Raw genomic sequence first — 25,672 nt, forward strand, 5'->3', positions numbered from 1 at the left:
TTCGACGTCGCGGTACCGATCACGCATCGGTGCCGCGACGTCGTGCTTTCAGCCACCTCACCCGCCGGCGCACGCCCCACACCGTGACGCGCCAGAAGGCCTCCCGCACGATCGAGCCGCTCATCTTGGAGCGCCCCTGCGTGCGCTCGACGAAGGTGATGGGCACCTCGACGACGGACATCCCTGCGCTGAGCACCCGGCGCACCAGGTCGACCTGGAAGCAGTAGCCCTGCGAGGCGATGCGCTCCAGCGGCAGGCTCTCCAGCGTCGCGCGCCGGAACGCGCGAAAGCCTCCGGTGGCGTCCTGGACCGGGATCGCGAGCGCCTTCTGGGCGTACCAGGTGCCGCCCCGGGAGATCAGGCGCCGGTACCAGGGCCAGTTCACGACGCTGCCTCCGGGGATCCAGCGCGACCCGAGCACGAGGTCGGCATCGCCCTGCGCGACCCGCGCGAGGATCACGGGGAGGTCCTGCGGTCGGTGGGACCCGTCGGCGTCCATCTCGACCACGACGTCGTAGTCGCGCGCCAGCGCCCAGGCGAACCCGGCACGGTAGGCGACGCCGAGACCCTCCTTGCGGGAGCGGTGCAGCACGTGGACGCGCGGATCCAGCCGCGCCAGGCGGTCGGCGATCTGACCCGTGCCGTCGGGTGAGGCGTCATCGACGACGAGGACGTCGACGTCCGGCGCGTGCACGGCCAAGCCGTCCAGCAGCCGGGGCAGGGACTCGGCCTCGTCGTAGGTGGGAACGACGACCAACGTGGTCACGAACGCACGTCCTCCCGTCGTCTCGACACCAGTGCGAGGACCCATCCCACCACACCGAGGATCACCAGCAGCCAGGCCAGGGGGCGCGACACGTGGGCCGCGGGGGTCGAACCCTCGGCCAGCGGGACGTCGGTCTCGATCGTGGCGGGCTGGCGCAGCGGCGCCCGGGCGACGACCTCGCCGTCGGCGTCGATCACGCCGGAGATCCCGTTGGTCGAGGGCACCAGCACCCAGCGGCCGGTCTCGATGGCGCGCAGGCGGGAGATCGACCACTGCTGCCCGGGCTGGGACGTGCCGGTGAAGGCGGCGTTGCTGGTCTGGACCACGAGCACCTGGGCGTCGTCGGCGATCGCCTGGTCGACGACGCCGTCGTACGCGATGTCGTAGCAGATCGTGTCGCCGAGACGCAGACCGTTGACCGTGAGCGCTCCGGGCTCGTTGCCGGCCACCATGTCGCGCGGGATGTCGCGATCGATGCGGGGCACGAGCCCGCCCAGGGCGTCGCGGAACGGCACGTACTCGCCGTACGGGACCGGCTTGCGCTTGACGTACTTCTCGCCCGGGCCGTCCTCGGTCCAGACGAGCCCGGCGTTCTCGGCGGTCTCGCGCGTGGGCCCGTCGAGGATGCCGCCGACCAGGATCGGGACGCCGAGGTCGCGCACGAGCTGGTCGAGCCGCGCCGACTCCTCGGGGTTGTCCCGTGGGTCGCTGTCGGTGGAGTTCTCGGGCCACAGGACGACGTCGGGCGCCTCGGTGTCGCCGTCCTCGATGCGGTCGACCAGACGTTGCGTCTGCTCGGCGTGGAGCGCGAAGATCGCGCCCCGGGGCCACTGCAGGAACTCACCCGGGACGTCGCCCTGCACGAGGGCGAAGCGCGCCTCGCCCGCGGAGTCGGCCACGCCGGTCGGCAGCACCGAGCCGACCAGGATCGCGCCCACGACCGCGACCGCCGCCACCGCGCGGTGACGCGCCGACAGGTCGACCAGCACGAGCAGGCCGGCGGCCAGGCACGCCAGCAGGAACGAGGTGGCGGGCATGCCGACCAGCCGCACCCAGGACTCCAGCGGGGTGTCGATCGACGTGTGCACCAACCGGCCCCACGGGAACCCCGTGAAGGGGAACGAGCCGCGCACCTGCTCCCCCAGGACCCACACGGCGGGCATCAGGACGGGCCAGACCGCCAGCCGGGCCACGGCGTGGAGCCCGATCGCCACGACACCGAGGAGGACCGCCTCGGCGATGACGAGGCCGACGTACGCGCCGTCGCTCACGGCCCGCATCCACCAGATCAGCGGCCCGAAGAAGGCCAGGCCCCACAGCACGCCCAGGGCCAGGACCCCCCACCAGCGCAGCTCCGGGACGCGCCGGAGCACGCCGAACAGGAGGGCGAGCCCGATCACCATCAGGTACGGCAGCGCCAGGGGCTCGAACGCGAACGACGAGAGGACGCCGGACAGCACGACGAGCAGCGCTGCGGTGCGGAACCTCACGTCGGACGCCCGCTCAGCCCAGGACGACGAGCTGGCGCTCGGTGTCGTTGAGGACGGCGAGGCCGTCCTCGGTGCACACCGCGATGTCCTCGATGCGCGCGCCGAAGAGGCCGGGCTGGTAGATCCCCGGCTCGATCGAGAACGCCATCCCGGGCTCGAGGACGAGGTCGTTGCCCTCGACGATGTACGGCTCCTCGTGCGTCTGGGTGCCGATGCCGTGGCCCGTGCGGTGGATGAACAGCTCGCCGAAGCCGGCGTCGGCGATGATGTCGCGCCCGACCCGGTCGATCGACTCCGCGGTCACGCCGGGTCGCGCGTACGCGCGCTGGGCCTCCTGCGCCTCGTGCAGGACGGCGAACGCCTCGGCGTAGGCGGGAGGCACCGAGCCGCCAGCGAGGTAGTTGCGGGTGCTGTCGGAGCAGTAGCCGGCGGGAGTCGTGCCGCCGATGTCGACGACCACGGGATCGCCCGTCTCGATGACGCGGTCGGACACCTCGTGGTGCGGGGACGCGCCGTTGGGGCCACTGCCGACGATCACGAAGTCGACCGTCTCGTGGCCCTCCTCCACGATGGCGCGCGCGATGTCGTGGCCGACCTCTCGCTCGGTGCGCCCGGGGCGGAGCCACTCCGCCATGCGCTCGTGGACCCGGTCGATCGCGGCGCCGGCGACGCGCAGGGCCTCGACCTCGGCGGGGTCCTTGCGCATGCGCAGCTGCGAGATGACCGGACCGGCCAGGACCTGCTCGGTCGTCGGCAGCGCCGCGCGCAGCGCCAGCACGCGCGCGGCCCACATCTCGTCGTCGAGGGCGATGCGGCCCACGTCGCCGAGGCGTGCGGCGAGGATCGCGAACGGGTCGTCGGTCTCGTTCCAGCCGACGATCTCGACGTCGACCCCGGCGGCCTCGGCCGCGGCGACCTCGAGGTTGGGGGCGACCAGGAAAGGCTCGCCGCCGACGGGCACCACGAGGCAGGTGAGGCGTTCGAGCGGCTTCGCCGCGTACCCCGAGAGGTAGCGCAGGTCGGCACCCGGGGTCACCAGGAGGGCGTCGATGCCGGAGGCTCCGGCGAGGTCACGGGCACGCTCCAGTCGCTGCATGCCAGGAGCCTACCCAGGCCTCCTCAGGGCTGGAGCAGCGACAGGTTCAGCAGGTTCGTGCCGCTGGGATCGAGCGACACCGAGACGAGGTTGCCGCCCGAGAGCACCTGGACCGTGACGACGCTGGTGGGCGCCGGGGCCGGAGGGGTGACGGGCGGTGTCACCGGCGGCGTCACGGGGGGCGTCACCGGCGGGGTGACCGGTGGCGTCACGGGAGGCGTGACCGGCGGGGTGCTCGGCGGGGTGCTCGGCGGCGTCGGGTCACCCGGCGACGCGGGCGTGGCCGTCGAGCCACCGTCGGTGCCGGCGGGCGCGTGCGACGGGAGCGTCGTCGAGAGCAGGACGACGTCGTCGTCGGCGAGCCGTGGGGTCCCCGGGCCGCCGCCGGGGCCCGCCTGGGACCCGTCCGACTGCGGTACCTCGGCGTCATCGACGTCGCTGGTGCCCGGGTCGGGCTGAGCGCCGAACGGGGAGTCCGACGGAACGGTCGGGAACCCGCGAACGGTGAAGACCACGACGGCCAGGAGGAGCAGCAGGGCGACGGCCGCGACGACCGGTCGTCGGGTCCGGGCGAGTGCGTCGATCACGGCGGGCTCCTGGGAGGTCGGGTTCGGCCATTCTCACAGAAACCGAGCGCCTAGGATCACGACATGGCCGGACGTCTGCTGCTCCTCGACACCGCGAGCCTCTACTACCGCGCGTTCTTCGGGCTGCCGGACTCGCTGAAGGGCCCGGACGGCACGGTCGTGAACGCGGTCCGCGGGATGGTGGACTTCGCGGCGACCCTGATCGCGCGCGAGGACCAGTCGCCGGCCGCCGTCGTGGCCTGCTGGGACGACGACTGGCGCCCGCAGTGGCGGGTCGACCTCGTCCCCAGCTACAAGACGCAGCGGCTGGCCGACGGCAGCGCCGACGCCGAGGAGACGCCCGACCTGCTGGCGCCCCAGGTCCCCCTGATCGCCGAGGTGCTCGGCCTTGCGGGCATTCCCGTGGTGGGGGCGCCCGAGGCGGAGGCCGACGACGTCATCGGCACGCTGGCGCACACGTGGGACGGCCCGGTCGACGTCGTGACGGGTGACCGCGACCTGTTCCAGCTCGTCGACGACGCTCGGCCCGTCCGGGTGCTCTACACGGCGCGCGGCGTGGCGAAGCTCGACACGGTCGACGCCGCCTGGATCGGCGACAAGTACGGCATCGAACCCGCCGCCTACGTCGACTTCGCCGTGATGCGGGGCGACGCGAGCGACGGCCTCCCGGGCGTCGCCGGCATCGGTGAGAAGACCGCAGCGGCGCTCGTCAACGAGTTCACCGACCTCGACGGCATCCTCGCGGCCGCGGCCGACGACGCCTCCTCGATCAAGCCGCGCGCGCGGGGCTCGCTCCTGGACTCGCGCGACTACATCGACGCCGCCCGCACCGTGGTGGCGGTCAGGGCCGACCTCGACGTCGCGGTCCCCGACCCGCTCCCCTCCCCCGACGCCGACGGCCTGCGCGCCTTCGGCGAGCGGTGGGGCGTCGGCGGTCCGGTCGACCGCCTCCTGGCTCAGCTGTAGGAGTGGCCGGGGTTCCCCCTTCGAGGCTCCTTCGTCGCACCTCAGGGGGCGGGAAGGTTCCGGACCCTGAGGTGGGAGGAGGAACGACGAGCCTCGAAGGGTCGGCCGTCACCACGCGTGCCTGCTGGCTCAGCTGTAGGAGATCACGCCGCGCCGCAGGCAGTCGAGCGAGCGGCGTGCCGTGGTGCGCAGCGGCGAGTCGGGCCCGGCGGCCACGGCGATCTGGGCCAGGACGTCGATGAGCTGCTTGACCGAGCGGACGAAGTCGCCGGCGGCCAGGTCGGTCGTGTCCAGGACCTCGTGCAGCGGCGCCCCGTCGGCCCAGCGGCCGACGCCCTCGGCGAACCCGAAGTCGGGGTCGCGCAGGAACCGCAGCCGGTGCCGCCGCTCCAGCGCCGACAGCTCCTGGTGGATCAGACCCATCTCCGCCGCCACGTCGCGGGTCCGCTGCGTCGCGAACTGCGGCGGCGGGGCGTCGTCGGCGATGCGTGACGTGTAGGTCAGTCCGCTGGCGACGGCAGCGAGCTCGGGCGGCGTCAGGTCGTCCCAGACACCGCGGTTGAGGCACTCGCTGACGAGCAGGTCGAGCTCGCCGTACAGGCGCTGCAGGCGGACGCCCGACGGGGTCACGGTGTCGCCCTCGAGGTAGCCCAGCTCGCCGAGCACCTCGCAGACGCGGTCGAACTCGCGCGCCACGGTGTTGGTGCGCTGCTCGATCGTCTGGCGACGCTGCTGCGTCTCGCGCTCGAGCTTGTCGAAGCGCTCCGCCCAGCGCGCGTGGGCCTCGCGATCGGGGCACTGGTGGCACGGATGGGCGCGGATCATCCGACGGAGCTCCGTGATCCGCGGGTCCTCGTCGGTGGGGCCGCCACTGCTCGTCTCCCGCACGTGCTGCTGTCGCAGGGGCGCGCGACTGCGCAGGGTCGAGGCGAGGTCGCGGCGCGACTGGGGGCTCCGCGGGTTGAACCCCTTGGGGATCCGCATCTGCCCGAGCGGCACGACGGGGTCGGTGAAGTCGACCGCGGCGAGCCGCCGGGCGTGACGTCCCTCGGTCAGCACGAAGGGGCGGGGTCCCTCGCGGTCGGCGTGGTGACCCGGGTCGAGCACGACGGCCGATCCGGCCCACTTCCCGCGCGGCACGTCGATGATGTCGCCGCGCTTGAGCGCGAGCAGCGACGCGGCGACGCCGTCGCGGTGCATCGCCTTGCGGGCTCGGGAGCCCTCCTTCTCGATGTCGGTGATCTGTCGGCGCAGGTCGGCGTACTCCCGGAAGTCGCCGAGGTGACAGGTCATCGACTCCGCGTAACCCTCCAGCGCGTCGTCGGCCTTGTGGATCTGGCGCGCGAGTCCGACGACCGCCCGATCGGCCTGGAACTGGGCGAACGACTGCTCCAGCAGGCTGCGGGCGGTCGAGCGACCCACCTGGGCGACCAGGTTGACGGCCATGTTGTACGACGGTCGGAAGGAGGAGTTCAGCGGATACGTGCGCCGCGACGCCAGACCGGCGACCTGGCGCGGGTCGAATCCTGCCTGCCAGAGCACGACCGCGTGCCCCTCGACGTCGATGCCGCGGCGGCCCGCGCGCCCGGTCAGCTGGGTGTACTCCCCCGCCGTGACGTCGACGTGGCTCTCGCCGTTCCACTTGCTGAGCTTCTCGATCACGACCGACCGGGCGGGCATGTTGATGCCGAGCGCCAGCGTCTCGGTCGCGAACACGACCTGCACGAGGCCGAGGCTGAACAGGTGCTCGACGCACTCCTTGAACGTCGGCAGCATCCCGGCGTGGTGGGCCGCGATGCCGCGGCCGAGCGCCTCGCGGAACTCGTGGAACCCCAGCACGTGGAGGTCCTCGTCCGGCAGGTGCGAGCACGCCTCGTCGACGTAGTTCTCGATCTCGACGCGTTCCTCGGGGGTCGTCAGCATGACCCGGGCGTCCAGGAGCTGGTTGACCGCCGCGGCGCACCCGGCACGACTGAAGATGAAGCAGATGCCCGGCAGCAGGCCCTCGGAGTCGAGCTTCTCGACGATCTCGAGGCGGCTCGGGGTGCGGTGACGGGTGCGGGGGCGGTGGCCACCCTTCTTCGGACGGCCCTTCTGCACCCGACCCATCTGCCAGTCCTCGCGGGCGAAGCGCTCGAGCTGGCGGTTGACGACCGGACCGCCGTCAGGAGCGGCGAGGCCGTCCTCGAACAGGCCGAACATCTTGCGGCCGACCAGGACGTGCTGGTGCAGGGGCACGGGCCGGCGCTCCTCGACGATCGTGACGGTGTCGCCGCGCACCTCGGTGAGCCACTCGCCGAACTCCTCGGCGTTGGAGACCGTCGCCGACAGCGAGACGATGCTGACCGACTCGGGCAGGCCGATGATGACCTCCTCCCAGACCGCCCCGCGGAAGCGGTCGGCCAGGTAGTGCACCTCGTCCATCACGACGTAGCCGAGGCCCTCGAGCGTCCGTGACCCGGCGTACAGCATGTTGCGCAGGACCTCGGTCGTCATGACGACGATCGGGGCGTCGCCGTTGATGCTGCTGTCGCCGGTCAGGAGCCCGACGTTCTCGGTGCCGTAGCGGTCACCGAAGTCGTGGAACTTCTGGTTCGACAGGGCCTTGATCGGCGTCGTGTAGAAGCACTTGCGACCGGTCGCGAGCGCCATGTGCACCGCGAACTCGCCGACGACGGTCTTGCCGGATCCCGTGGGTGCCGCGACGAGCACTCCCTGCCCGGCCTCGACCTCGCGACAGGCCTCGACCTGGAAGTCGTCCAGCGGGAACGGGTGGAGCCCACGGAACTCGGTCAGGTGCGGGTGGAGACGTTCGGCCCGCGACCGCGCGTAGGCCTCCGACGGACTGGGCATGCCCCCAGCCTACGGACGCGGCTCAGGCCGGTGCGGGAGGCGCGAGCACCGACAGCGCGGCGGGCAGGACCTCGGCGGTCAGCGGGAGGTCGCCGAGCCGCTCGCCGTCGCCGTACGCCACGATGCCGGGGGCCTCGATGCGCACCGATCTGACGCGGTACCGCTCGAACTCCTCCATCGTGACGTGGGTGCCCTTCTGCAGCTTCGGGAAGGTGCGGATCAGCAGCGACCGACTGACCGGGCGGATCAGGCACACGTCGAGCAGGCCGTCGTCGAGCGAGGCTCCGTGCGCGATGCGCAGTCCGCCCCCGAACGAGGGACCGTTGCCGATCGCCACCAGCATGGCGCCGGTGTCGATCCGGGTGATGTCACCGGACGCGTCGGTCAGCTCCAGCGCGAACGGGATCGGCGCGAAGGCGCGCAGCTCGGCGAGGATCGCGATGTTGTAGCGCATGTTGCCGCGCGGCCAGGCCATCGCGTTGGCGCGCTCGTTGACCTTCGAGTCGAACCCGGAGGCGACGACGGTGGCCACGAGACGCTCCTGGTCGCCCTGGTGCACCAGCGCGAGATCGATGCGTCGGGGGGTGCTGTTGAGCAGGATGTCGAGGCAGGCCTCGGTGTCGCCGTACGGCAGCTCGAGCGCGCGGGCGAGGTCGTTGCCCGTGCCGGCGGGCAGGACCCCGATCGTCACGTCGGCCTCGACGAGGAGGTCGAGGATCCCGTGGAGCGCGCCGTCGCCGCCGGTGACCACGACGGTGTCGGCGCCCCCGGCCAGGACGGCGGCGAGCGACGAGCGCACCGACACGACGTCGTCGCCCGTGACCCGGTCGACCGTCCAGCCGGCCGAGCGCAGCCGCCGCGTCGCGACCTCGCCGATCGCCTCGCCCCGGTGCTTGCCCGACATCGGGTTGACGACGAGCGCCGCGTGCCTCACAGCGGGGACGCCTCGTCGTCGGCGATGGTCGGGACGTCCCGGGCACGGCGGCGGTCGGTGAGCCGCGCGATGACCTCCGAGACCAGGTAGAGGAACGTCATCGGGATCGCGAGGAACAGCATCGTCAACGGGTCCGTGCTGGGGGTCGCGACGGCGGCGAAGACGAAGATGCCCACGACGGTCCAGGGGCGGGCCCGCACGAGGGCCTTGCCGCTCACGACCCCGAGGCGGTTGAGCAGCACGACCGCGAGCGGGATCTCGGCGGCGATGCCGAACACCAGCATCATGCGGATGATGAAGTCGTAGTACTCCGCGCCGCTCACGAGGCTCTCGAAGCCGTCCGGCACGAAGCCGATCAGCAGCAGGATCGCCTTCGGCAGGATCACGTACGCCAGGGCGACGCCCGACAGGAACAGCGGCACGCCGATCCCGGTCAGCAGCAGGGCGCCACGGCGCTCGTTGCGGTGCAGCGCCGGCAGGACGAAGGCCCAGAGCTGCCAGATCCAGACGGGGCTCGCGATCACGATGCCGGCCACGAGCGCGATCTTGAGCTGGAACTGGAACGCGCCACCGATGCCGGTGATGACCAGGTTCGTGTCGATCCCCTGGGCTGCCAGGTCGGGCTCGATCCCTCGGTAGGGGTCGGTCAGGAAGGCCAGCAGCTGCTCGTAGAAGACGAAGCCGAGGACCGTCGCGGCGATGATCGCCAGGACGCTGCGCAGGAGCCGGTTCCGCAGCTCACGCAGGTGCTCCAGGAGCGGCATGGTGCCGCCGGGCACCTTCGCGGTGCCCTTGTTCCGCCCCAAGGCGGGTCAGAGCTTGTCGTCGGAACCGTCGACGCGCGTGATCTCGACCTGACGGGTGCGACGCTCGTCGGCCTCGCTCGTCGCGGAGGTGGCGTCGTCGGTGTCGGTCGCGTCGTCGGCGCGCTTCTTCTCGTCGCCCTCGAGCTCCTTGATCTCGGACTTGAAGATGCGCAGGGCGCGGCCTGAGCCGCGCGCGAGCTCCGGAAGCTTGGCGGCGCCGAAGAACAGCAGCACGACCGCCAGGATCAGCAGGATCTCGGGTGCACCGATTCCTTTGAACATCATGTCTCCTTGGTTGCGGACGTGGTTCCATCGTACGCCGTCAGTGCTGAGCGGGCGTGCTCCGTCACCTGTGCACGTGCTGAGTCAGGGGCGAGCACCCGGACCGCCCCCGCGGAACGCAGGGCCAGTCGCCGCACCCACGCCTCGTCGCTGGCCACGAGCGAGACGGTCCAGACGTCGTCGGAGTCGTCCAGGACGTCGGCGTCGTAGTGCTCGACGATCCACCGCGAGGACGGAGCGACCGCGAGCTCGACCCGCAGTCCGCCGTCACCCGGGCTGAAGAAGCCGTCGTCGGCGTTGCGCGCCGGGACCGCGCGCTTCTCGACCGGGACGTCGAGCACCTCGGCGCTCTCGATCCGGTCGAGCCGGAAGTAGCGCTGGCCGCCGGCCAGGTGGCACCACGCGTCGAGGTACTCGTGGCCCTCGCGCACGAACGTGGCGATCGGGTCCACCTGACGCGTCGTGATGGCGTCGCGCGACAGCGTGGCGTAGACGATCTCGAGGCGTCGACGGTCGCCGAGCGCCTGCCGGACCGTGGCCAGGATGCCCTGGTCGACGCTCTCCAGCACGACCTCGACGGCGTCGGTCGCCTGCCCACCGACGGCGTCGTGCAGCTTGGTCAGCGCCGAGTCCACGACGGCGAGGTGCTCACCGCTCGTGGCGTCGCGCAGGGCACGCAGGGCGACGATCAGGGCTGAGGCCTCGCCGGCGTTGATCCGCATGGGGCGCGTCATGAAGTCGGCGTTGGAGATGTAGATCCGGTCGTCGTCCTCGAACGCGAACAGGTCGATGTCGATGAGCTCACCGCCGAGCGAGCCGGCGCCCGTCATCATGAGCTGCTCGACGTCCTTGCGTATGACGCGCGGCTTGACCCCGAACTCGCGGGCGACCTCGTCGACCGAGACGCCCTGCTTGCTCTGCAGGTACGGCACGAGCGCAAGACGGCGCTGCACGTCGCGCGCGGACGGCCTCATGCGTTGGCCTCCACGGCCGACTGCAGCACCTCGACCGCGAGGGCCCGCGCCTCGGGCGGCGACACCACGACGACGTGCGGGGCGAAGGACGCTGCGGTGCTGGCGAGCTCCCACGTCGAGCGGTAGCCGACCACGACCTCGTCGAGGTCACCGTCGATCGGGGTCACCGAGAGGGCGTGGCGGCGCAGCGGGAGGGCGCGGTCGCGGCGGACGTGCAGCACGGCTTCCCCCACCGGGTCGTTGACCGTGAACGACGCCGCGAGGTCACGCACCGACGTGCCCTCGGGCACGGTGTAGGCGCCCGCCGCGCCGGCGGTCCGGACGTCGCCCCGGATGCGCGAGACGCGGAACAGCCGGGGCTCGCCGCGGTCGACGTCGTGGCCCCCGACGTACCAGCGGCCTCGCCACGACAGCACGCCCCAGGGCTGCAGGTGCCGCTCCACGGGCTCCTCGCCGGTGCGACCGTACGGGAAGCGGATCGGCTGGCGAGCGCGAGCGGCCTCCCAGACGGCGTCGAACGCCGGCTCGGCGGCCGTGATGCGGGGCTGGGCGAGCGGCACGGCACTCGTGTCGATCGCCACCCCGGCGGCCTTGAGCTTGATCAGCGCGTCGCTGGACTGCCCGGCCAGGCCCGCGTGCTCCCAGACCTGCGCGGCGAGCCCGATGACCGCCGACTCCTCGGCGGTCAGCTCGAGCTCGGGCAGCTCGGCGGCGTCGCGCGGGATCCGGTAGCCCTGCATGTCCTCGTGCAGAGGGTCGAAGCTGCCGATCTCGAGCGGGATCCCGAGATCGCGCAGCTCGCCCTTGTCACGCTCGAACATGCGGTTGAACGCGTCGTCGCTGCTGGCCCGGTAGTCGTCGATGGCCGCGCGCACCTGTTCCTTGGTCAGGAACTGGCGGGTCGAGAGCAGCAGGAAGATGAGGTTCATCAACCGCTCTGACTTGCGCTCGGCCATGACGCAGCGCCCTAGATGGCGTCGACGATGTCGATGACGAAGGTCAGGGAGTCGCCGGGGGCGATCAGACCGCCGCCGCCACCCTGGTCGCCGTACGCGCTGTCGGACGGGCAGGTCAGCACGACCCGCGAGCCGATCGTCTGCCCCGGCAGCTGGTTCGTCCAGCACGGGATGACGCCGGTCAGCGGGAACAGCGACGGGGCGTCACGCTCGAACGAGGAGTCGAACACCGCACCGGCCGGGTAGACCTGGCCGACGTAGTTCGCGTACACGAAGTCGTCCGCCTCGACCTCCTTGCCGTCGCCCTTGACGACCGTGAACACGCCCTCGGCGGCGGGGCCGGTGGCGGCAGCGCCGTCGACACCGGTGACCTTGTCGCCGTCGACCACGGGGGTCGGGATGCCGGCCGGCAGCTCCTCCTCGTCGCCCGTGGGCGCCTTCACGTCGGCGCTCACGTCGATCGCGTCGGAGATGTCGAAGTAGAAGACCAGGGCGTCCTCGGGCGCGTAGCCGGCCTGCTCGGCCTGCTCGCCGAAGAAGTCCTCCGCGGAGATGCCGACGAGGACCTTCGAGCCGACCGTGGTGCCCTCGAGGGCGTCGATCAGCGGCTGCGGCAGGCCCGGCGCGGTGCGCGGGGAGTCGGCCTGCGCGGCCTCGACGTTCTGGAACACGATGGCCGAGGCGGGTGCACCGTCGGCGCCTGCGCCGAAGGAGGAGTCGACCGTGCCGTCCTTCTCGGTGGCGATGATGTAGTCGGAGCGGAAGTAGTCCTTCTCGCCCAGCTCGGCGCCGTCGCCCTTCTCGACCGTCGCCAGCTTGACCGAGCCCGGCGAGACGTCAGCGGACAGCGCCTCGGCGTCGTCGACCGTGACGGTCGGCGTCTCGCCGTCGGTGAACGTGACGCCGGGCAGCGACTCGTCGCCGCCACCGCCGTCGCCGCCGAAGGGATTCCACACCAGCAGCGCGGCGATGACCGCCATGATCGCCACGGTGGACACGCTCAGGACAAGGTTGCGGCGGGACACGGATCTCCTCGGGGTGGACGTCGGGGTCGACGAGCCTGACTGGGCCGTCGCGAGCAGCTCGAGCGCCTGCTCCTGCAGGTCGGTCGCGGTGCTCGGTTCGATCGTGGTGGGGAACAGCAGGGTCCACGAGATGCGCTCGCGGATCGCGATGCCCGGACGCTCCTGCTCGTCGGACTCGAAGGTCGAGCCCTTGGCGCTCTTGAGGTCGCTGAAGGCGATCGCGTGAGTCGTGAAGACGTTCCGCTCGCCCGCGCGCGACCAGCTCACGACGAGCCGGTCGGGCAGGAAGACCGCCAGGCCGTCCTCGGTGGCGACGGTCTTGTCCGGGTACGGCGTCGGGCGGTTCTCGGAGTCGACGCTCACGACCACCGGCACCGCCGCCACGACGCGCGCCTTGGTGCCGATCGCCGGGACCAGGGACGTGCGGATCATCGCGCTGTACGAGGAGGCGCGGAGCGCGCCGTCGGTCTGCGCCTCGTGGGCGCGGACCTCCTGCTGCAGATCGTCGAGCGTCGACATGCACGTCCTCGGCTTCGCATCGGTGGAAGGGCGGCGCGACACGTCGACGACGGGTCGGCCGCGGACCACCCTAGCCAATCAGCCGAAGTTCCCGGACCAGCGCGCTCACATGCCGTCGATCAGGCGCTGGACGCGGTCGTCCTCGGACTTGAACGGGTCCTTGCAGAGCACGGTGCGCTGGGCCTGGTCGTTGAGCTTGAGGTGCACCCAGTCGACCGTGAAGTCACGTCGACGCTCCTGCGCCCGCTTGATGAACTCACCCCGGAGCCGGGCGCGGGTGGTCTGCGGCGGGATCGACTTGGCGCGGAACACGTCGAGGTCGCTCGTGACCCGGGCGACGGCACCCTTGCGCTCCAGGAGGTAGTAGAGGCCGCGGTCGCGGCGGATGTCGTGGTAGGCCAGGTCGAGCTGGGCCATGCGCGGGTCGCTCCAGCTGAGCTGGTTCTTCTCCCGGTACCGCTCCAGGAGCCGCAGCTTGATGACCCAGTCGATCTCGCGCTCCACGAGCGAGAGGTCCTCGGACTCGACCGCCTTGAGCGTGCGCTCCCACAGGTCGAGGGTGCGCTCGATGACGGGGTCGGAGATGCCGTGGCGGTCGACGAACTCGCTGGCCTTGCCGAAGTACTCGGCCTGGATCTCGAGGGCCGAGAGCTCGCGCCCGTTGGCGAGCTGCACCTTGCGGCGGCCCGTCATGTCGTGCGAGATCTCGCGGATCGCCCGGATGGGGTTGTCGAGCGTGAGGTCGCGCATCGTGACGCCGGCCTCGATCATGCGCAGGACCAGCTCGGTCGTGGCGACCTTCAGCATCGTCGTGGTCTCGCTCATGTTGGAGTCGCCGACGATGACGTGGAGGCGGCGGAACCGCTCGGCGTCGGCGTGGGGCTCGTCGCGCGTGTTGATGATTGGGCGCGAGCGGGTCGTGGCGCTGGAGACGCCCTCCCAGATGTGCTCGGCGCGCTGGCTGACCGAGTAGATCGTGCCGCGACTGGTCTGCTGCACCTTGCCCGCACCGCAGATGATCTGCCGCGAGACCAGGAACGGGATCAGGACGTCGGCCATGCGCCCGAACTCGCCACCGCGGTTCACGAGGTAGTTCTCGTGGCAGCCGTACGAGTTGCCGGCCGAGTCGGTGTTGTTCTTGAACAGGTAGATGTCGCCCTCGATGCCGTCGTCGCGCAGACGGTTCTGCGCGTCGAGCATGAGGCCCTCGAGGATGCGCTCCCCCGCCTTGTCGTGCGTGACGAGCTCGTTGACGTCGTCGCACTCCGGCGTGGCGTACTCGGGGTGGCTCCCGACGTCGAGATAGAGGCGCGACCCGTTGCGCAGGAACACGTTGCTGCTGCGCCCCCAGGACACGACCCGGCGGAACAGGTAGCGCGCGACCTCGTCGGGCGAGAGCCGGCGCTGCCCCTTGAACGAGCACGTGACGCCGTACTCGTTCTCGATGCCCATGATGCGCCGGTCCATGGTCCCTACCCCTCGAGCAGCTCGGTCACGGTGGCGTCGGGAAGACGCTTGAACTTGCGCAGCTGACCGCGGCTGCGGTCGAGCACGGCGACCTCGAGCGACTCGGCCGGCACGTCGCGCGGAGCCGTGTCGTCGTGCCCCAGCGCGGCGCGCGCGAGCGTGAGCGCGCCGCCGAGGTCGAGGTCGGGCGTGTAGTGGTCGGTGAACCACTGCTCGACGGACTCGGTCGTGCCACCCATGACCCCCCAGCCGCGGACGTCCGCGACGGACCCGTCGTAGGTGAGGCGGTAGATCTGGTCGCCGTCGGGCGTGTCGCCGAGCTCGGCCACGAAGAGCTCCACCTCGTACGGCTTCTCGCCGCCCGAGGAGAAGATCGTGCCCAGCGTCTGCGCGTAGGCGTTGGCCAGGCCGCGGCCGGTCACGTCGCGACGGTCGTAGGAGTAGCCGCGCAGGTCGGCCAGCCGCACACCGGCGATGCGCAGGTTCTCGAACTCGTTGTACCGACCGACGGCGGCGAAGCCGATGCGGTCGTAGATCTCGCTGATCTTGTGCAGGGCGCGCGAGGGGTTCTCGGCGACGAACAGGATGCCGTCGGCGTACCGGACGACCGCGACCGACCGACCGCGGGCGATGCCCTTGCGGGCGAAGTCGGCCCGGTCCTTCATGAGCTGCTCGGGTGAGACGTAGAACTGCTGGGTCACGGCGGCGCTCCTCTTCTCAGATCAGGGGCGCGGACGGGCCGTCCGGCGCTCCGAGTCGGGCGGCGACGACCTCGTCGGCGATCGCCGCGGTCTCGTCCTGGCCGTAGGCGTGGAATCCGTCGGCGGTGACGACCGCGACCATCGGGAAGATGCGCCGGGCGAGGTCGGGCCCGCCCGTCGCGGAGTCGTCGTCGGCGGCGTCGTACAGCGCCTGGACGGCCGCGGTCACGGTCTCGCGCTCGGTGAGGTCGTCGCGGTAGAGCTTCTTGAGCGAGCCGCGGGCGAACAGCGAGCCCGAGCCCACCGAGTGGAAGGTGCGCTCCTCGTTGCGGTTGCCCGTCACGTCGAAGGCGAAGATGCGACCGACCCCGAGGTCGAGGTCGTAGGCGGCGAACAGCGGCACGACTGCGAGGCCCTGCATCGCCATGCCGAGGTTGCCGCGGATCAGGGTGGCGAGCCGGTTGGCCTTGCCGTCGGTCGACAGGACCGTGCCCTCGATCTTCTCGTAGTGCTCGAGCTCGACCTGGAACAGCCGCGTCATCTCGACCGCGAGACCGGCCGTGCCGGCGATGCCGACGCACGAGAACTCGTCGGTCTGGAAGACCTTCTGGATGTCGCGCTGGGCGATCACGTTGCCCATCGTGGCGCGGCGGTCGCCCGCCATGACGACACCGCCGGGGAACGTGGCCGCGACGATCGTGGTGCCGTGGGTGACCCCGTCGAGCGCCCCGGTGTGCTCGGCGCGGGCGCGCGGCAGCTGGTCAGGGGCGTGGGATGCGAGGAACTCCGTGAAGGAGGCCGAGCCTGCCGTGCGGAAGGCGTCGGGCAGCATCACTGCCCGCCCTTCTGCACGAAGCTGCGCACGAACTCCTCGGCGTTCTCCTCGAGCACGTCGTCGATCTCGTCGAGGATGGAATCCACGTCGTCGTCGAGCTTCGCCTTGGCCTCGGTGTCGACCTCGGTGGCCTCGACCTGCTCGTCGGCGTCACGCGACGGACGGTTGCTCTTGTGCTGCTGCTCGGACATGTCTTCACCCTAGACCCAGAACGGTTGCGTCCGCGTGACGAACGAGGTGTCCCTAGCTGCTGCCGGTCAGGGCCCGGAACAGCTCGGTCGCCGTCGGCCGGGAGTCGAACAGGGCGCCGACGTGCTCGCGGGTGCCGCGCAACGGCTCCATCGTCGGCACGCGCTGCAGGGACGCGTAGCCGGGCAGGTCGAAGATGACCGAGTCCCACGACGCGGCGGCTATGTCGTCGGAGAAGTACTGCAGGCACTTGCCCCGGAACCAGGCGCGCGTGTCGACGGGAGGTTCGGTGATCGCTGCCTGGATCTCCGCCGGGTCGACGAGCCGCTTCATCCGGCCGGTGCGGACGAGCTGGTGGAACAGACCGCGTTCGGTGCGCACGTCGTGGTACTGCAGGTCGACCAGGTGCAGCTTCGCGTGGTCCCAGTCGAGCCCGTCGCGCTCGCGGTACCGCTCGAGCAGGGCCAGCTTGGCGACCCAGTCGAGCTCGGTGGCCAGGTCCATCGGGTCGTGGGCGAGCCGCGTCAGGACGTCCTCCCAGCGCTCGAGGACGTCAAGGGTCTGCTCGTCGGCGTCGCCCGTGTCGTCGACCAGGGCGCGGGCCCGCTGCAGGTACTCCCCCTGCAGGTCCAGCGCGGTCACGGTGCGACCGTCGGCCAGCCGCACGGTCGTGCGCAGCGTCGGGTCGTAGGAGATCTCGTGGAGGGCGGCGACGGGGTTCTCGAGGGTCAGGTCGGTGACGGTGCGGCCGGCCTCGATCAGGGCCAGCACCAGCGACGCGGTGCCGTGCTTGAGGTAGATCGAGGTCTCGGAGCAGTTCGCGTCGCCGATGATGACGTGCAGCCGGCGGTACTTGCGGGCGTCGGCGTGCGGCTCGTCGCGGGTGTTGATGATCGGTCGCTTGAGCGTCGTCTCCAGGCCGACCCCCACCTCGAAGTAGTCGGCGCGCTGGCTGACCTGGAACGCGTGGACGCTGCCGTCCTGCTGCTGACCGACCCGACCTGCACCGCACACGACCTGGCGGGAGGCGAAGAACGGCGTCAGATGGGTGACGATCTGGTCGAACGGCACCGCGCGGTCCATCAGGTAGTTCTCGTGCGACCCGTAGGAGGCGCCCTTGTTGTCGATGTTGTTCTTGTAGAGCACCACGGTGCCGTGCCCCGGGATCTGGCTGGCGAGCTCCGCTGCGGAGCGCATGACCTCCTCGCCCGCCTTCTCCCAGATCACCACGTCGCGCGGGCTCGTGACCTCGGGGCTGGAGTACTCCGGGTGCGCGTGGTCCACGTAGAGCCGTGCCCCGTTGGTGAGGATGATGTTCGCCAGGCCGAGGTCCTCGTCGGTGAGCTGCGACGGGTCGGCGTCGCCGCGCCCCAGGTCGAACCCGCGCGCGTCGCGCAGCGGGTTCTCCTCCTCGAAGTCCCAGCGAGCACGCCGGGTCAGGTGGTGCGCCGAGGCGTAGGAGTTGACGACGTGCGTCGAGGTGACCATCGGGTTGGCATGGGGCTGGCCCTGCACCGCGATGCCGTACTCGACCTCGCTGCCCTGGACCCGGCGGACCGTCATGTCGCCGAGCCTACGGGCAGGCGCCTCGCGCTCTACCGTCGGATTCGCTTCGCGCTCTACCGTCGGATTCGCTTCGCGCTCTACCGTCGGATTCGCTTCGCGAAGTGCACCGAGTCGTCGTAGCCCGCGTAGAAGCCGAACGGGGCGATGCGCTCGTAGCCGCTGGAGCCGTAGAGCGCGATCGCCTCGGGTTGCGCCGTGCCGGTCTCGAGCACCAGGCGCGTGATGCCCGCCGCGGCGGCCGTGCACTCCAGGTCGGCCAGCACGGTGCGGGCGTGGCCCTGCCGGGCGAACTGGGGGCGGACGTACATCCGCTTGATCTCGGCGTCGGTGTCGCCCTCGGGCCCACCGCGCCGCCAGCCGCCCGACACGGCGGGAACCCCGTCGACGTACCCGATCACGAAGTACCCGTCGGGCGCGTCGAACTGGGCAGGGTCGATCGGCGAGATGTCGCCGTCACCCCCGTAGCGCCGGCCGTACTCGGCCTGGACCTCGGCCGTCAGCAGCTGCGCGTCGTCACTCCCGTAGGAGACGACGCGGATCTCCAGTGCCACCTACAGGTACTGGCCCGTGTTCGCGACGGTGTCGATCGAGCGCCCCGGCTCGCCGCCGGACTTGCCCGAGACGAGGGTGCGGATGAACACGATGCGCTCACCCTTCTTGCCAGAGATCCGCGCCCAGTCGTCGGGGTTGGTCGTGTTGGGCAGGTCCTCGTTCTCCTTGAACTCGTCGACGCACGCCTGCAGCAGGTGCTGCACACGGATGCCGTGCTGCCGGGCCGAGAGGAGGTCCTTGATGGCCATCTTCTTGGCCCGGTCGACGATGTTCTGGATCATCGCGCCGGAGTTGAAGTCCTTGAAGTACAGGACCTCCTTGTCGCCGTTGGCGTACGTGACCTCGAGGAACTGGTTCTCCTCGGTCTCGGTGTACATCCGCTCGACGGTGCGCTGGATCATGCCGAACACGGTCGCCTCGCGGTCGCCCCCGAACTCGGCCACGTCGTCGGCGTGCAGGGGCAGGCGCGACGTCAGGTACTTGCTGAAGATGTCGCGCGCGGCCTCGGCGTCGGGCCGCTCGATCTTGATCTTCACGTCCAGGCGTCCCGGGCGCAGGATCGCCGGGTCGATCATGTCCTCACGGTTCGAGGCACCGATCACGAGCACGTTCTCCAGGCCCTCGACGCCGTCGATCTCGCTCAGGAGCTGCGGGACGATCGTGTTCTCGACGTCGCTCGAGACGCCCGAGCCACGCGTGCGGAACAGCGAGTCCATCTCGTCGAAGAACACGATGACCGGGGTGCCCTCGCTGGCCTTCTCACGCGCGCGCTGGAACACCAGGCGGATGTGCCGCTCGGTCTCGCCGACGTACTTGTTGAGGAGCTCGGGGCCCTTGATGTTGAGGAAGTAGCTGCGGCCCTCCTCGCCGGTGCGCTCGGAGACCTTGCGCGCCAGGGAGGCCGCGACGGCCTTGGCGATCATGGTCTTGCCGCAGCCGGGAGGCCCGTACAGCAGGATGCCCTTCGGCGGGCGCAGCTCGTGCTCGACGAACACCTCGGGGTGCAGGTACGGCAGCTCGACCGCGTCCTGGATGATCTCGACCTGGTTGCCGAGACCGCCGATCGACGTGTAGTCGACGTCGGGGACCTCCTCCAGCACGAGCTCCTCGACCTCGCTCTTCGGGATGCGCTCGTAGACGTAGCCCGAGCGCGAGTCGAGCAGCAGCGAGTCACCGGCGCGGATCTTGACGTCCGCGAGGCTGTGCGCGATGCGCACGATGCGCTCCTCGTCGGCGTTGCCCAGCACCAGGGCTCGCTCGCCGTCGGCGAGGATCTCCTTGAGCATCACGATGTCGCCGATGTTCTCGAACTCGAGCGCGGCGACGACGTTCATGGCCTCGTTGAGGATGACCTCCTGGCCGCGCTGCAGGTTCTCGCGGTCGACCGCAGGGCTCACGTTGACGCGCATCTTGCGACCGCCCGTGAACACGTCGACCGACTCGTCGTCGTTGAGCTGGAGGAACGTGCCGAAGCCGGTCGGCGGCTGGGCGAGCCGGTCGACCTCCTCCTTGAGCGTCACGATCTGGTCGCGCGCCTCGCGCAGCGTCGCCATGAGGCGCTCGTTCTGGCCGGACGTCGCCGCCAGCTTCGCCTCGACCTCGCGCAGACGCGAGTCGGTGGAGACGTCGCCGTTGATGCGGCGGCGCAGGTGCTCGACCTCCGCACGCAGGTAGGCCAGCTCGGCCTCGGCCGCGGCCGATCCGGAGTTCATGGGGCGGGCATCGTCGTCGGACATGTGACACCTCCTGCTGCTCGTGTCGCCGAGACTACCCCGCGGGACGTTGCATCACCGTCTCGATCTCACGGGGCGTGTGACGATTCGATGACGGATGCCGGACGAGGCCCGGTGTAGTCCGGTCCGTAGGCCCCCGGAGCGGGGCGTCGCGTCTTCGCGAGCGCGCGCTGACCGTGCGCCATCCGTCGCGCGGTGACGAGGTAGGCGGTGTGCGAACCCGCCCCGTGGGCGGGCCGCACCGCGAGGCCCTCGGCGTGCCACTCGCGCTCGAGCGTCTCCCACGCGCGAGGCTCGGTGAACTCGCCGTGCTCGCGCAGCGTCTCGACGAAGCGCGAGAGCTGCGTCGTGGTGGCGACGTACGCGCAGACCACGCCGCCGGGGACGATCCGCTCGGCCGCCAGGGGCACGCACGACCACGGATCGACCATGTCGAGGATCAGGCGGTCGATCTCGGTCTCGGTGATGACCTCGCGCACGTCACCCACCGTGAGCGTCCACGCGGGGTGGTCGCCGATGATCTGGCCGACGTTCTTGCGCGCCACCTCGGCGAAGTCCTCACGGATCTCGTACGAGCCGACGTGGCCCTCCGTGCCCACGGCGCGCAGCAGCCAGGCCGTGAGGCTTCCGGAGCCCGCGCCCGCCTCGACGACCCGGGCGCCCGGGTAGATGTCGGCCCACGTCACGATCTGGGCGGCGTCCTTGGGGTAGATGATCGCGGCACCTCGCGGCATCGAGACGACGTACTCCGACAGCAGCGGGCGGAAGACCTGGTACTCACCGCCGAGCGACGCCGTGATGACGATCCCCTCGGGCTGGCCGATCACGTCGTCGTGACGCAGCTGGCCCTTCTTGGTCGAGAACTCCTTGCCGGCGACGAGCTGGAGGTTGTGCTTGCGCCCCTTGGCGTCGTTCAGCCGGACCCACTCCCCCTCGGCGAACGGGCCTCGGCGCATCCAGGGCTCTGCGGGGGTGGTCATCGTCGGGCTCCCACTCGGTAGACACGGTTGACGGTGCGGGTACGCAGGGTGCCGAGGACCTCGCCGTCGTGGTCGACCACGGCGTAGGCGTCGGACGGGGCGTGGCTCATCGCGCGCAGCAAGGCGTCGCCCCGCAGGTCGACGAGCAGGTGCGGCCACTCGGGCTCGGGACGGGTCGAGTCGTACAGGCGGCGGGCCTCGAGCCGGTCGATGCGTGCGGCGCGGTCGGCGATGCGGAGCGCCTGCGAGGACCCCGCCCACATGAACAGGCCGACCATCGCGCACACGGCGAGGTCGAGCCAGGCGGAGCGATCGCCCTGCAGCACCAGCCATCCGCCGAGGGCGAACGCCGCGGCACCCGCGAACCGGCCGCACCAGCCGGCGACCACGATGCCGGCGCGCTCGCGGCCCGTCAGTCCCCAGGCGATCGCGCGGACGACGCGACCGCCGTCGAGCGGCAGGGCCGGGAGCAGGTTGATGCCCGCGACCAGCAGGTTGATCCACCCGAGGGTCGTGACGACCTGCCCCACCTGACCGTCGCCGATCAGCGAGCCGGCGGCCAGCCCCGCCCCGCCGAGCACGGCCGAGGCCAGCGGTCCCGACGCCGCCGTGACGAGCTCCTGGCGCGCGTTGCCGCTGTCGGACTCGATCAGCGTCTCCCCGCCCAGGAGATGGAGCGTCACGGAGTGGACCGGCAGGTCGTAGCGACGAGCCGCCGCGACGTGGGCGACCTCGTGCAGCAGGACCGAGGCGTACAGCGAGACGACCGCCAGCACCGCGACGACCCACGGGTCCGAGAACCCGGCGGAGTCCAAGCGCGGGGCGAACAGCGCCACGAGCACGACGCCCATCAGCACCGCGCTGGGGCGGATGCGGATCGGCACGGACCACACGCGCCCGAGACGCAGTGACCCGGATGTCGACATGGCGCCAACCTATCGCGGAGCGTGAGTGTCGCCGGGACCTTGTCGGACGTGCCGACTAGCGTGCAGGGCATGACCACCGGCCCGGAGCTCGACACAGCCCCCGACGACACGGTCGTCGTGCGCCGACGCCTCTCCCCCAGCCGGGCGTCCGACTTCCTCACCTGCCCGCTGCTGTTCCGCTACCGCACGATCGACCGCCTGCCCGAGCCCCCGTCGCCGGTCGCGGCGCGCGGCACGCTCGTGCACGCCGTGCTGGAGGACCTGTTCGACCAGCCCGCCGAGCGACGCACGCCGGAGGTGGCGCAGTCACTGGTCCCGGCCGCGTGGCAGCGGGTCGTGGCCGAGGACGACCGCCTCGTCGACCTCTTCGCCGAGCCCACGTCCGCCGACCCCGACCGCGACGCCTGGTTCGCCTCGGTCGACGCGCTGCTGCAGACCTACTTCCGCCTCGAGAACCCCCAGACGCTGGAGCCTGCCGAGCGCGAGGTCCGGGTCGAGGGCGTCGCCGGCGCCGACACCGACGTGCCCCTGATGCTCACGGGCATCGTCGACCGGGTCGACGTCGCCCCCGACGGTCGCATCCGCATCGTCGACTACAAGAGCGGGCGATCCCCCGGTGAGCGCTTCGAGGACAAGGCGCTCTTCCAGATGAAGTTCTACGCCCTGGTCGTGTGGCGCACACGCGGCGTCGTGCCGTCGCTGCTGCAGCTCATGTACCTGGGCGACGGCCAGGTCCTGCGGTACGTGCCCACCGAGTCCGACCTCCTCGCCACCGAGCGCAAGCTCCTGGCCATCTGGTCGGCGATCGACACCGCCCTGGCGGTCGGTGACTTCCAGCCGCGGCCCAGCGGCCTGTGCCGCTTCTGCTCGCACCGCGACCAGTGCCCCGAGGGCGGCGGTCAGGTCCTGCCGATGCCCACGACCCGGGTGGAGTGACCCGGGTTCAGGCGAACAGCGCGGCGACCGACTCGGGCGTCAGCCCCTCGAGCGTCGTGACGCTCCGGCGGCGCGGGTGCGGGGCCACCGGCACCATGTGGGGCACGGCGAGCACGTGGCACCCGGCCTCCGTCGCCGACGTCGCCCCGGTCTCGGAGTCCTCCACCGCGATGCACGCGGCCGGGTCGACGCCCAGCGTGGAGGCCGCGACCAGGTAAGGCTCCGGGTGCGGCTTGCCCTGCGAGACGCGGTCGCCCGTCACCACCGCCGCCAGAGGCAGCAGCTCGGCGAGCGGGTCGGCCATCACGGCGTACGACATCGTCACGAGCGCCTGAGGCACGCCGCGGTCGGCGAAGGCCCGCACGAGCTCGGGCGCGCCGGGTCGCCACGGGGCACCCTCGGCCAGACCTCGGGAGACCCGCACCACCAGGAAGTCGACGATCTCCTCCGGCGTCATGCTCGTGCCGAAGTGCTGCTGCAGGATCCGACCCGAGGTCAGCAGGTCGGACCCCACGAGCTGCAGCGCGTCCGCCTCCGACCACGAGCCGCCGACCAGGTCGGCCAGCTCGTGCTCGGCGGCGATCCACAGGGGTTCGGTGTCGACGAGGGTGCCGTCCAGGTCCCACAGGACGGCGTCCGGCAGACCGATGTCAGCAGTCCAGGTAGTAGTCGAACACGACGTCGTAGGCGTCCGAGGCGTCGGAGTCGTCCGGCAGCGGGTCGCTCTCGTCGAGCTGGGAGACCTCGTCGGCGTAGTCGAGCAGCACCTGCATGGCGTCGGCAAGCTCGTCGGGAGCGTCGTCGATGTTGTCCTCGAGGACCGCCACCGCGTCGGTGAGCTCGTCCTCCTCGCTGAGGCCCGGGAAGTACAGGTAGATGTCGAAGGCAGCCGTGTCGACGTCGTCCATGACGTCGCAGAAGTCGGACGACGGGTCGTCCTCGTCGGTGTCGTCGGAGGGCTCGTCGCTCGGGTCCTCGGTCGGATCGGTGTCCGAGGTGTCGTCGTCCGAGCGGGTGTCGGAGTCGTCACCCTTGGTCAGGGCCCAGACACCGACGCCGATGCCGCTGCCGACCAGCAGGAAGATCAGGATGCCGAGCGTGATCCACAGACCCTTCTTCGAGCCGCCGTTGCCGCCCTGGGGGCCGCCCGGGGGCGGGAAGCCGGCCGGGGCCTGGTTGTAGCCGCCCGGCGGGGGCAGGCCGGGACCGGCTCCACCCGGGGGCGGGGTCAGCGGCGGCGCAGCGGCCGGCGGGGCCTGCTGCGGCAGGACCGACGTGGGCTCCGCGGCTCCGCCGCGCGAGGAGATCGCGGCCTGGACGTCAGGTCCACCGTTCTCGCCGAGCCAGGCCAGGAGGCTGTCGTACGCGTTGGGGTGCGCGGCGATCAGGGGCCAGAGCTCGGGATCGTTGGTGAGCTCCTGCAGGCGAGCGGCGGGCGTACCCGGGTTGCTCGCCTCGGCGCGCGTTTCGTCGGTGGCCATCGGTGGTTCCCCTCGAAGTGCAGGTGGTCGCGGTATGAAACGACATGAGCCTAGTGCAGACACGCCGCAAAAGCGCCGAGATGTCACGGTGCGAGCAAACACACACGGCGCCGCGGACCCAGCGGGTCAGCGGCGCCGTGGGCGCTGAGCGGATCAGCACTCGTCGAGCACGTAGTCCATCAGCTCGTACTTGGCGTCCAGGGCGTCGCTCCACTCCGGACCGACGATCGCGTCCTCGTCCTCCTCGATCGCGTCGGCGTAGGTCAGCAGAGCCTCGGCGAAGCCGGCCAGGTCCTGGTCGTCGCTGTCCGCGAACGGCTCGATGACCTCGATCGCGGCGAGCAGGTCGTCCTCGTCGTCGAGGCCGGGGTAGTAGAGCGTCAGGTCGCTCGCGGCGTCCTCGAAGTCCTCCAGCGCGTCGCAGTCGACCTCGACCGGCTCGTCGTCCTCGTCGTCAGACTTCTTGTCGTCGTCGTCGGAGGTCTTCCGGTCGTCGGAGTCCTTCGTGTCCTTCTGGTCGTCGTCGGACGTCGTGCTGGAGTCGTCACCCTTGGTCAGGGCCCAGACGCCGACGCCGGTGCCGCTGCCGACGAGCAGGAAGATCAGGATGCCGAGGGTGATCCACAGGCCCTTCTTCGAGGGACCCTTGCTCCCCTGCGGCCCGACCGGCGCGGCGTAGGCGGCTGGTGCAGGCGCGTAGCCACCGGGCGGCGGAAGCGCGGGGCCGGCGGGGGCGGCACCGCGGGACGCGATCGCGGCGCGGACCTCGTCGCCGCCGTTCTCCCCGAGCCAGGCCACGAGCGAGTCGTAGGCGGCGGGGTTCGCGGCGATCAGGGGCCACAGCTCCGGATCGCTCGTCAGCTCCTGGAGCCGGGCGGGTGCGGTCTGCGGGTTCGAGGCTTCGTAGCGGGTCTCGTCGGTGGCCATCGTGGTTCCTCCGGGTGCTGGGGCGGCGTGTTCGTGGACTCAGAGGCGGTGGGGCCCGCGAATGTTCCCGAGGCGTCGTCCGCCACAGCGCGACTCGCCTCGAAACCTGGTCCTGGCGTGGCACA

Annotated in this window: 25 protein-coding genes; 2 read left to right on the forward strand and 23 right to left on the reverse strand. The window is 71.2% G+C overall.

The window, feature by feature from the left end; all coding sequences use genetic code 11:
• Positions 1–19: 19 nt before the first annotated feature.
• The 4 genes from ABD127_RS04315 to ABD127_RS04330 are packed head-to-tail and all read right to left on the reverse strand — an operon-like array spanning position 20 to position 3,939.
• Positions 20–766, reverse strand: a complete 747-nt coding sequence (locus ABD127_RS04315; RefSeq protein WP_344198082.1) for a polyprenol monophosphomannose synthase — start codon at positions 764–766, stop codon at positions 20–22.
• Complete coding sequence (lnt, locus tag ABD127_RS04320) at positions 763–2,256, reverse strand: apolipoprotein N-acyltransferase (RefSeq protein ID WP_344198084.1); 1,494 nt, start codon at positions 2,254–2,256, stop codon at positions 763–765. The genes ABD127_RS04315 and lnt overlap by 4 nt, the downstream gene beginning before the upstream one ends.
• A 13-nt stretch (positions 2,257–2,269) precedes the next feature.
• A complete protein-coding gene (locus tag ABD127_RS04325) occupies positions 2,270–3,352 on the reverse strand; it encodes a M24 family metallopeptidase (RefSeq protein ID WP_344198086.1) in 1,083 nt (360 codons plus the stop codon).
• A gap of 23 nt (positions 3,353–3,375) precedes the next feature.
• Entirely contained in the window at positions 3,376–3,939 is a 564-nt protein-coding gene (locus ABD127_RS04330) for a hypothetical protein (protein WP_344198092.1), read from the reverse strand.
• Positions 3,940–4,002: 63 nt separating this feature from the next.
• Between ABD127_RS04330 and ABD127_RS04335 the strand changes: the two genes are divergently transcribed.
• Positions 4,003–4,905, forward strand: coding sequence for a 5'-3' exonuclease (locus ABD127_RS04335; protein ID WP_344198094.1), 903 nt, complete (start codon positions 4,003–4,005; stop codon positions 4,903–4,905).
• A gap of 129 nt (positions 4,906–5,034) precedes the next feature.
• On the opposite strand, the gene ABD127_RS04340 is transcribed toward ABD127_RS04335, so the two are convergent.
• The 16 genes from ABD127_RS04340 to ABD127_RS04415 all read right to left on the reverse strand — a co-directional run bounded on the left by ABD127_RS04340 (position 5,035) and on the right by ABD127_RS04415 (position 22,203).
• Positions 5,035–7,758: a DEAD/DEAH box helicase gene (locus ABD127_RS04340; RefSeq protein ID WP_344198096.1), complete on the reverse strand. Its 2,724-nt coding sequence runs from the start codon at positions 7,756–7,758 to the stop codon at positions 5,035–5,037.
• A 22-nt stretch (positions 7,759–7,780) separates the two neighbouring features.
• Positions 7,781–8,692, reverse strand: a complete 912-nt coding sequence (locus tag ABD127_RS04345; RefSeq protein WP_344198098.1) for a diacylglycerol kinase family protein — start codon at positions 8,690–8,692, stop codon at positions 7,781–7,783.
• Positions 8,689–9,498 carry a twin-arginine translocase subunit TatC gene (tatC, locus tag ABD127_RS04350; protein WP_344198100.1) on the reverse strand — a complete coding sequence of 270 codons (810 nt, stop codon included), beginning with the start codon at positions 9,496–9,498 and terminating at the stop codon, positions 8,689–8,691. The genes ABD127_RS04345 and tatC overlap by 4 nt, the downstream gene beginning before the upstream one ends.
• A gap of 6 nt (positions 9,499–9,504) precedes the next feature.
• Complete coding sequence (tatA, locus tag ABD127_RS04355) at positions 9,505–9,780, reverse strand: twin-arginine translocase TatA/TatE family subunit (RefSeq protein ID WP_344198102.1); 276 nt, start codon at positions 9,778–9,780, stop codon at positions 9,505–9,507.
• Positions 9,780–10,754, reverse strand: coding sequence for a helix-turn-helix transcriptional regulator (locus ABD127_RS04360; protein ID WP_344198104.1), 975 nt, complete (start codon positions 10,752–10,754; stop codon positions 9,780–9,782). The genes tatA and ABD127_RS04360 overlap by 1 nt, the downstream gene beginning before the upstream one ends.
• Positions 10,751–11,710, reverse strand: a complete 960-nt coding sequence (locus tag ABD127_RS04365; RefSeq protein ID WP_344198106.1) for a helix-turn-helix transcriptional regulator — start codon at positions 11,708–11,710, stop codon at positions 10,751–10,753. Before ABD127_RS04365 ends, ABD127_RS04360 begins: the two co-directional genes overlap by 4 nt.
• A gap of 11 nt (positions 11,711–11,721) precedes the next feature.
• Positions 11,722–13,254 (reverse strand): FKBP-type peptidyl-prolyl cis-trans isomerase, encoded by a 1,533-nt coding sequence (locus tag ABD127_RS04370; protein ID WP_344198108.1) that lies wholly within the window; start codon positions 13,252–13,254, stop codon positions 11,722–11,724.
• 105 nt (positions 13,255–13,359) lie between these two features.
• Positions 13,360–14,721: a Pup--protein ligase gene (gene pafA, locus ABD127_RS04375; RefSeq protein ID WP_344198110.1), complete on the reverse strand. Its 1,362-nt coding sequence runs from the start codon at positions 14,719–14,721 to the stop codon at positions 13,360–13,362.
• A gap of 5 nt (positions 14,722–14,726) precedes the next feature.
• On the reverse strand, positions 14,727–15,422 hold the full coding sequence (gene prcA, locus ABD127_RS04380; protein ID WP_344198112.1) for a proteasome subunit alpha: 696 nt from the start codon (positions 15,420–15,422) through the stop codon (positions 14,727–14,729).
• A 16-nt stretch (positions 15,423–15,438) separates the two neighbouring features.
• The gene (prcB, locus tag ABD127_RS04385) at positions 15,439–16,254 is read right to left on the reverse strand and encodes a proteasome subunit beta (RefSeq protein WP_344199414.1); all 816 of its coding nucleotides are present in this window, start codon (positions 16,252–16,254) and stop codon (positions 15,439–15,441) included.
• A complete protein-coding gene (locus ABD127_RS04390; RefSeq protein WP_344198114.1) occupies positions 16,254–16,448 on the reverse strand; it encodes a ubiquitin-like protein Pup in 195 nt (64 codons plus the stop codon). The genes prcB and ABD127_RS04390 overlap by 1 nt, the downstream gene beginning before the upstream one ends.
• Positions 16,449–16,500: 52 nt before the next feature.
• Positions 16,501–18,009: a depupylase/deamidase Dop gene (gene dop / locus ABD127_RS04395; RefSeq protein WP_344198116.1), complete on the reverse strand. Its 1,509-nt coding sequence runs from the start codon at positions 18,007–18,009 to the stop codon at positions 16,501–16,503.
• 80 nt (positions 18,010–18,089) lie between these two features.
• Positions 18,090–18,563, reverse strand: coding sequence for a GNAT family N-acetyltransferase (locus tag ABD127_RS04400; RefSeq protein WP_344198118.1), 474 nt, complete (start codon positions 18,561–18,563; stop codon positions 18,090–18,092).
• Entirely contained in the window at positions 18,564–20,276 is a 1,713-nt protein-coding gene (gene arc, locus ABD127_RS04405; RefSeq protein ID WP_425545794.1) for a proteasome ATPase, read from the reverse strand.
• 89 nt (positions 20,277–20,365) lie between these two features.
• Entirely contained in the window at positions 20,366–21,277 is a 912-nt protein-coding gene (locus ABD127_RS04410; protein ID WP_344198122.1) for a tRNA (adenine-N1)-methyltransferase, read from the reverse strand.
• Entirely contained in the window at positions 21,274–22,203 is a 930-nt protein-coding gene (locus tag ABD127_RS04415) for a site-2 protease family protein (RefSeq protein WP_344198124.1), read from the reverse strand. Before ABD127_RS04415 ends, ABD127_RS04410 begins: the two co-directional genes overlap by 4 nt.
• 69 nt (positions 22,204–22,272) lie before the next feature.
• Between ABD127_RS04415 and ABD127_RS04420 the strand changes: the two genes are divergently transcribed.
• Entirely contained in the window at positions 22,273–23,139 is an 867-nt protein-coding gene (locus tag ABD127_RS04420; RefSeq protein WP_344198126.1) for a RecB family exonuclease, read from the forward strand.
• Positions 23,140–23,146: 7 nt separating this feature from the next.
• On the opposite strand, the gene ABD127_RS04425 is transcribed toward ABD127_RS04420, so the two are convergent.
• The 3 genes from ABD127_RS04425 to ABD127_RS04435 all read right to left on the reverse strand — a co-directional run bounded on the left by ABD127_RS04425 (position 23,147) and on the right by ABD127_RS04435 (position 25,547).
• On the reverse strand, positions 23,147–23,788 hold the full coding sequence (locus ABD127_RS04425; RefSeq protein WP_344199417.1) for an HAD family hydrolase: 642 nt from the start codon (positions 23,786–23,788) through the stop codon (positions 23,147–23,149).
• 1 nt (position 23,789) lies between these two features.
• Positions 23,790–24,620, reverse strand: a complete 831-nt coding sequence (locus tag ABD127_RS04430) for a variant leucine-rich repeat-containing protein (protein WP_344198128.1) — start codon at positions 24,618–24,620, stop codon at positions 23,790–23,792.
• A 153-nt stretch (positions 24,621–24,773) separates the two neighbouring features.
• Positions 24,774–25,547 carry a variant leucine-rich repeat-containing protein gene (locus tag ABD127_RS04435; RefSeq protein ID WP_344198130.1) on the reverse strand — a complete coding sequence of 258 codons (774 nt, stop codon included), beginning with the start codon at positions 25,545–25,547 and terminating at the stop codon, positions 24,774–24,776.
• Positions 25,548–25,672: the final 125 nt, after the last annotated feature.

Origin of the sequence: Aeromicrobium alkaliterrae (assembly GCF_039529015.1) — a bacterium.
Classification (GTDB): domain Bacteria; phylum Actinomycetota; class Actinomycetes; order Propionibacteriales; family Nocardioidaceae; genus Aeromicrobium; species Aeromicrobium alkaliterrae.

What these genes read in the sequence shown, in the direction of transcription:
- ABD127_RS04325 (WP_344198086.1), bottom strand. Translation starts at nt 3,352, where the DNA reads ATGCAGCGACTGGAGCGTGCCCGTGACCTCGCCGGAGCCTCCGGCATC.
- ABD127_RS04335 (WP_344198094.1), top strand. Translation starts at nt 4,003, where the DNA reads ATGGCCGGACGTCTGCTGCTCCTCGACACCGCGAGCCTCTACTACCGC.
- ABD127_RS04340 (WP_344198096.1), bottom strand. Translation starts at nt 7,758, where the DNA reads ATGCCCAGTCCGTCGGAGGCCTACGCGCGGTCGCGGGCCGAACGTCTC.
- tatA (WP_344198102.1), bottom strand. Translation starts at nt 9,780, where the DNA reads ATGTTCAAAGGAATCGGTGCACCCGAGATCCTGCTGATCCTGGCGGTC.
- ABD127_RS04360 (WP_344198104.1), bottom strand. Translation starts at nt 10,754, where the DNA reads ATGAGGCCGTCCGCGCGCGACGTGCAGCGCCGTCTTGCGCTCGTGCCG.
- ABD127_RS04365 (WP_344198106.1), bottom strand. Translation starts at nt 11,710, where the DNA reads ATGGCCGAGCGCAAGTCAGAGCGGTTGATGAACCTCATCTTCCTGCTG.
- ABD127_RS04370 (WP_344198108.1), bottom strand. Translation starts at nt 13,254, where the DNA reads ATGTCGACGCTCGACGATCTGCAGCAGGAGGTCCGCGCCCACGAGGCG.
- pafA (WP_344198110.1), bottom strand. Translation starts at nt 14,721, where the DNA reads ATGGACCGGCGCATCATGGGCATCGAGAACGAGTACGGCGTCACGTGC.
- prcB (WP_344199414.1), bottom strand. Translation starts at nt 16,254, where the DNA reads ATGCTGCCCGACGCCTTCCGCACGGCAGGCTCGGCCTCCTTCACGGAG.
- ABD127_RS04390 (WP_344198114.1), bottom strand. Translation starts at nt 16,448, where the DNA reads ATGTCCGAGCAGCAGCACAAGAGCAACCGTCCGTCGCGTGACGCCGAC.
- dop (WP_344198116.1), bottom strand. Translation starts at nt 18,009, where the DNA reads ATGACGGTCCGCCGGGTCCAGGGCAGCGAGGTCGAGTACGGCATCGCG.
- arc (WP_425545794.1), bottom strand. Translation starts at nt 20,276, where the DNA reads ATGAACTCCGGATCGGCCGCGGCCGAGGCCGAGCTGGCCTACCTGCGT.
- ABD127_RS04410 (WP_344198122.1), bottom strand. Translation starts at nt 21,277, where the DNA reads ATGACCACCCCCGCAGAGCCCTGGATGCGCCGAGGCCCGTTCGCCGAG.
- ABD127_RS04415 (WP_344198124.1), bottom strand. Translation starts at nt 22,203, where the DNA reads ATGTCGACATCCGGGTCACTGCGTCTCGGGCGCGTGTGGTCCGTGCCG.
- ABD127_RS04420 (WP_344198126.1), top strand. Translation starts at nt 22,273, where the DNA reads ATGACCACCGGCCCGGAGCTCGACACAGCCCCCGACGACACGGTCGTC.
- ABD127_RS04430 (WP_344198128.1), bottom strand. Translation starts at nt 24,620, where the DNA reads ATGGCCACCGACGAAACGCGCGCCGAGGCGAGCAACCCGGGTACGCCC.
- ABD127_RS04435 (WP_344198130.1), bottom strand. Translation starts at nt 25,547, where the DNA reads ATGGCCACCGACGAGACCCGCTACGAAGCCTCGAACCCGCAGACCGCA.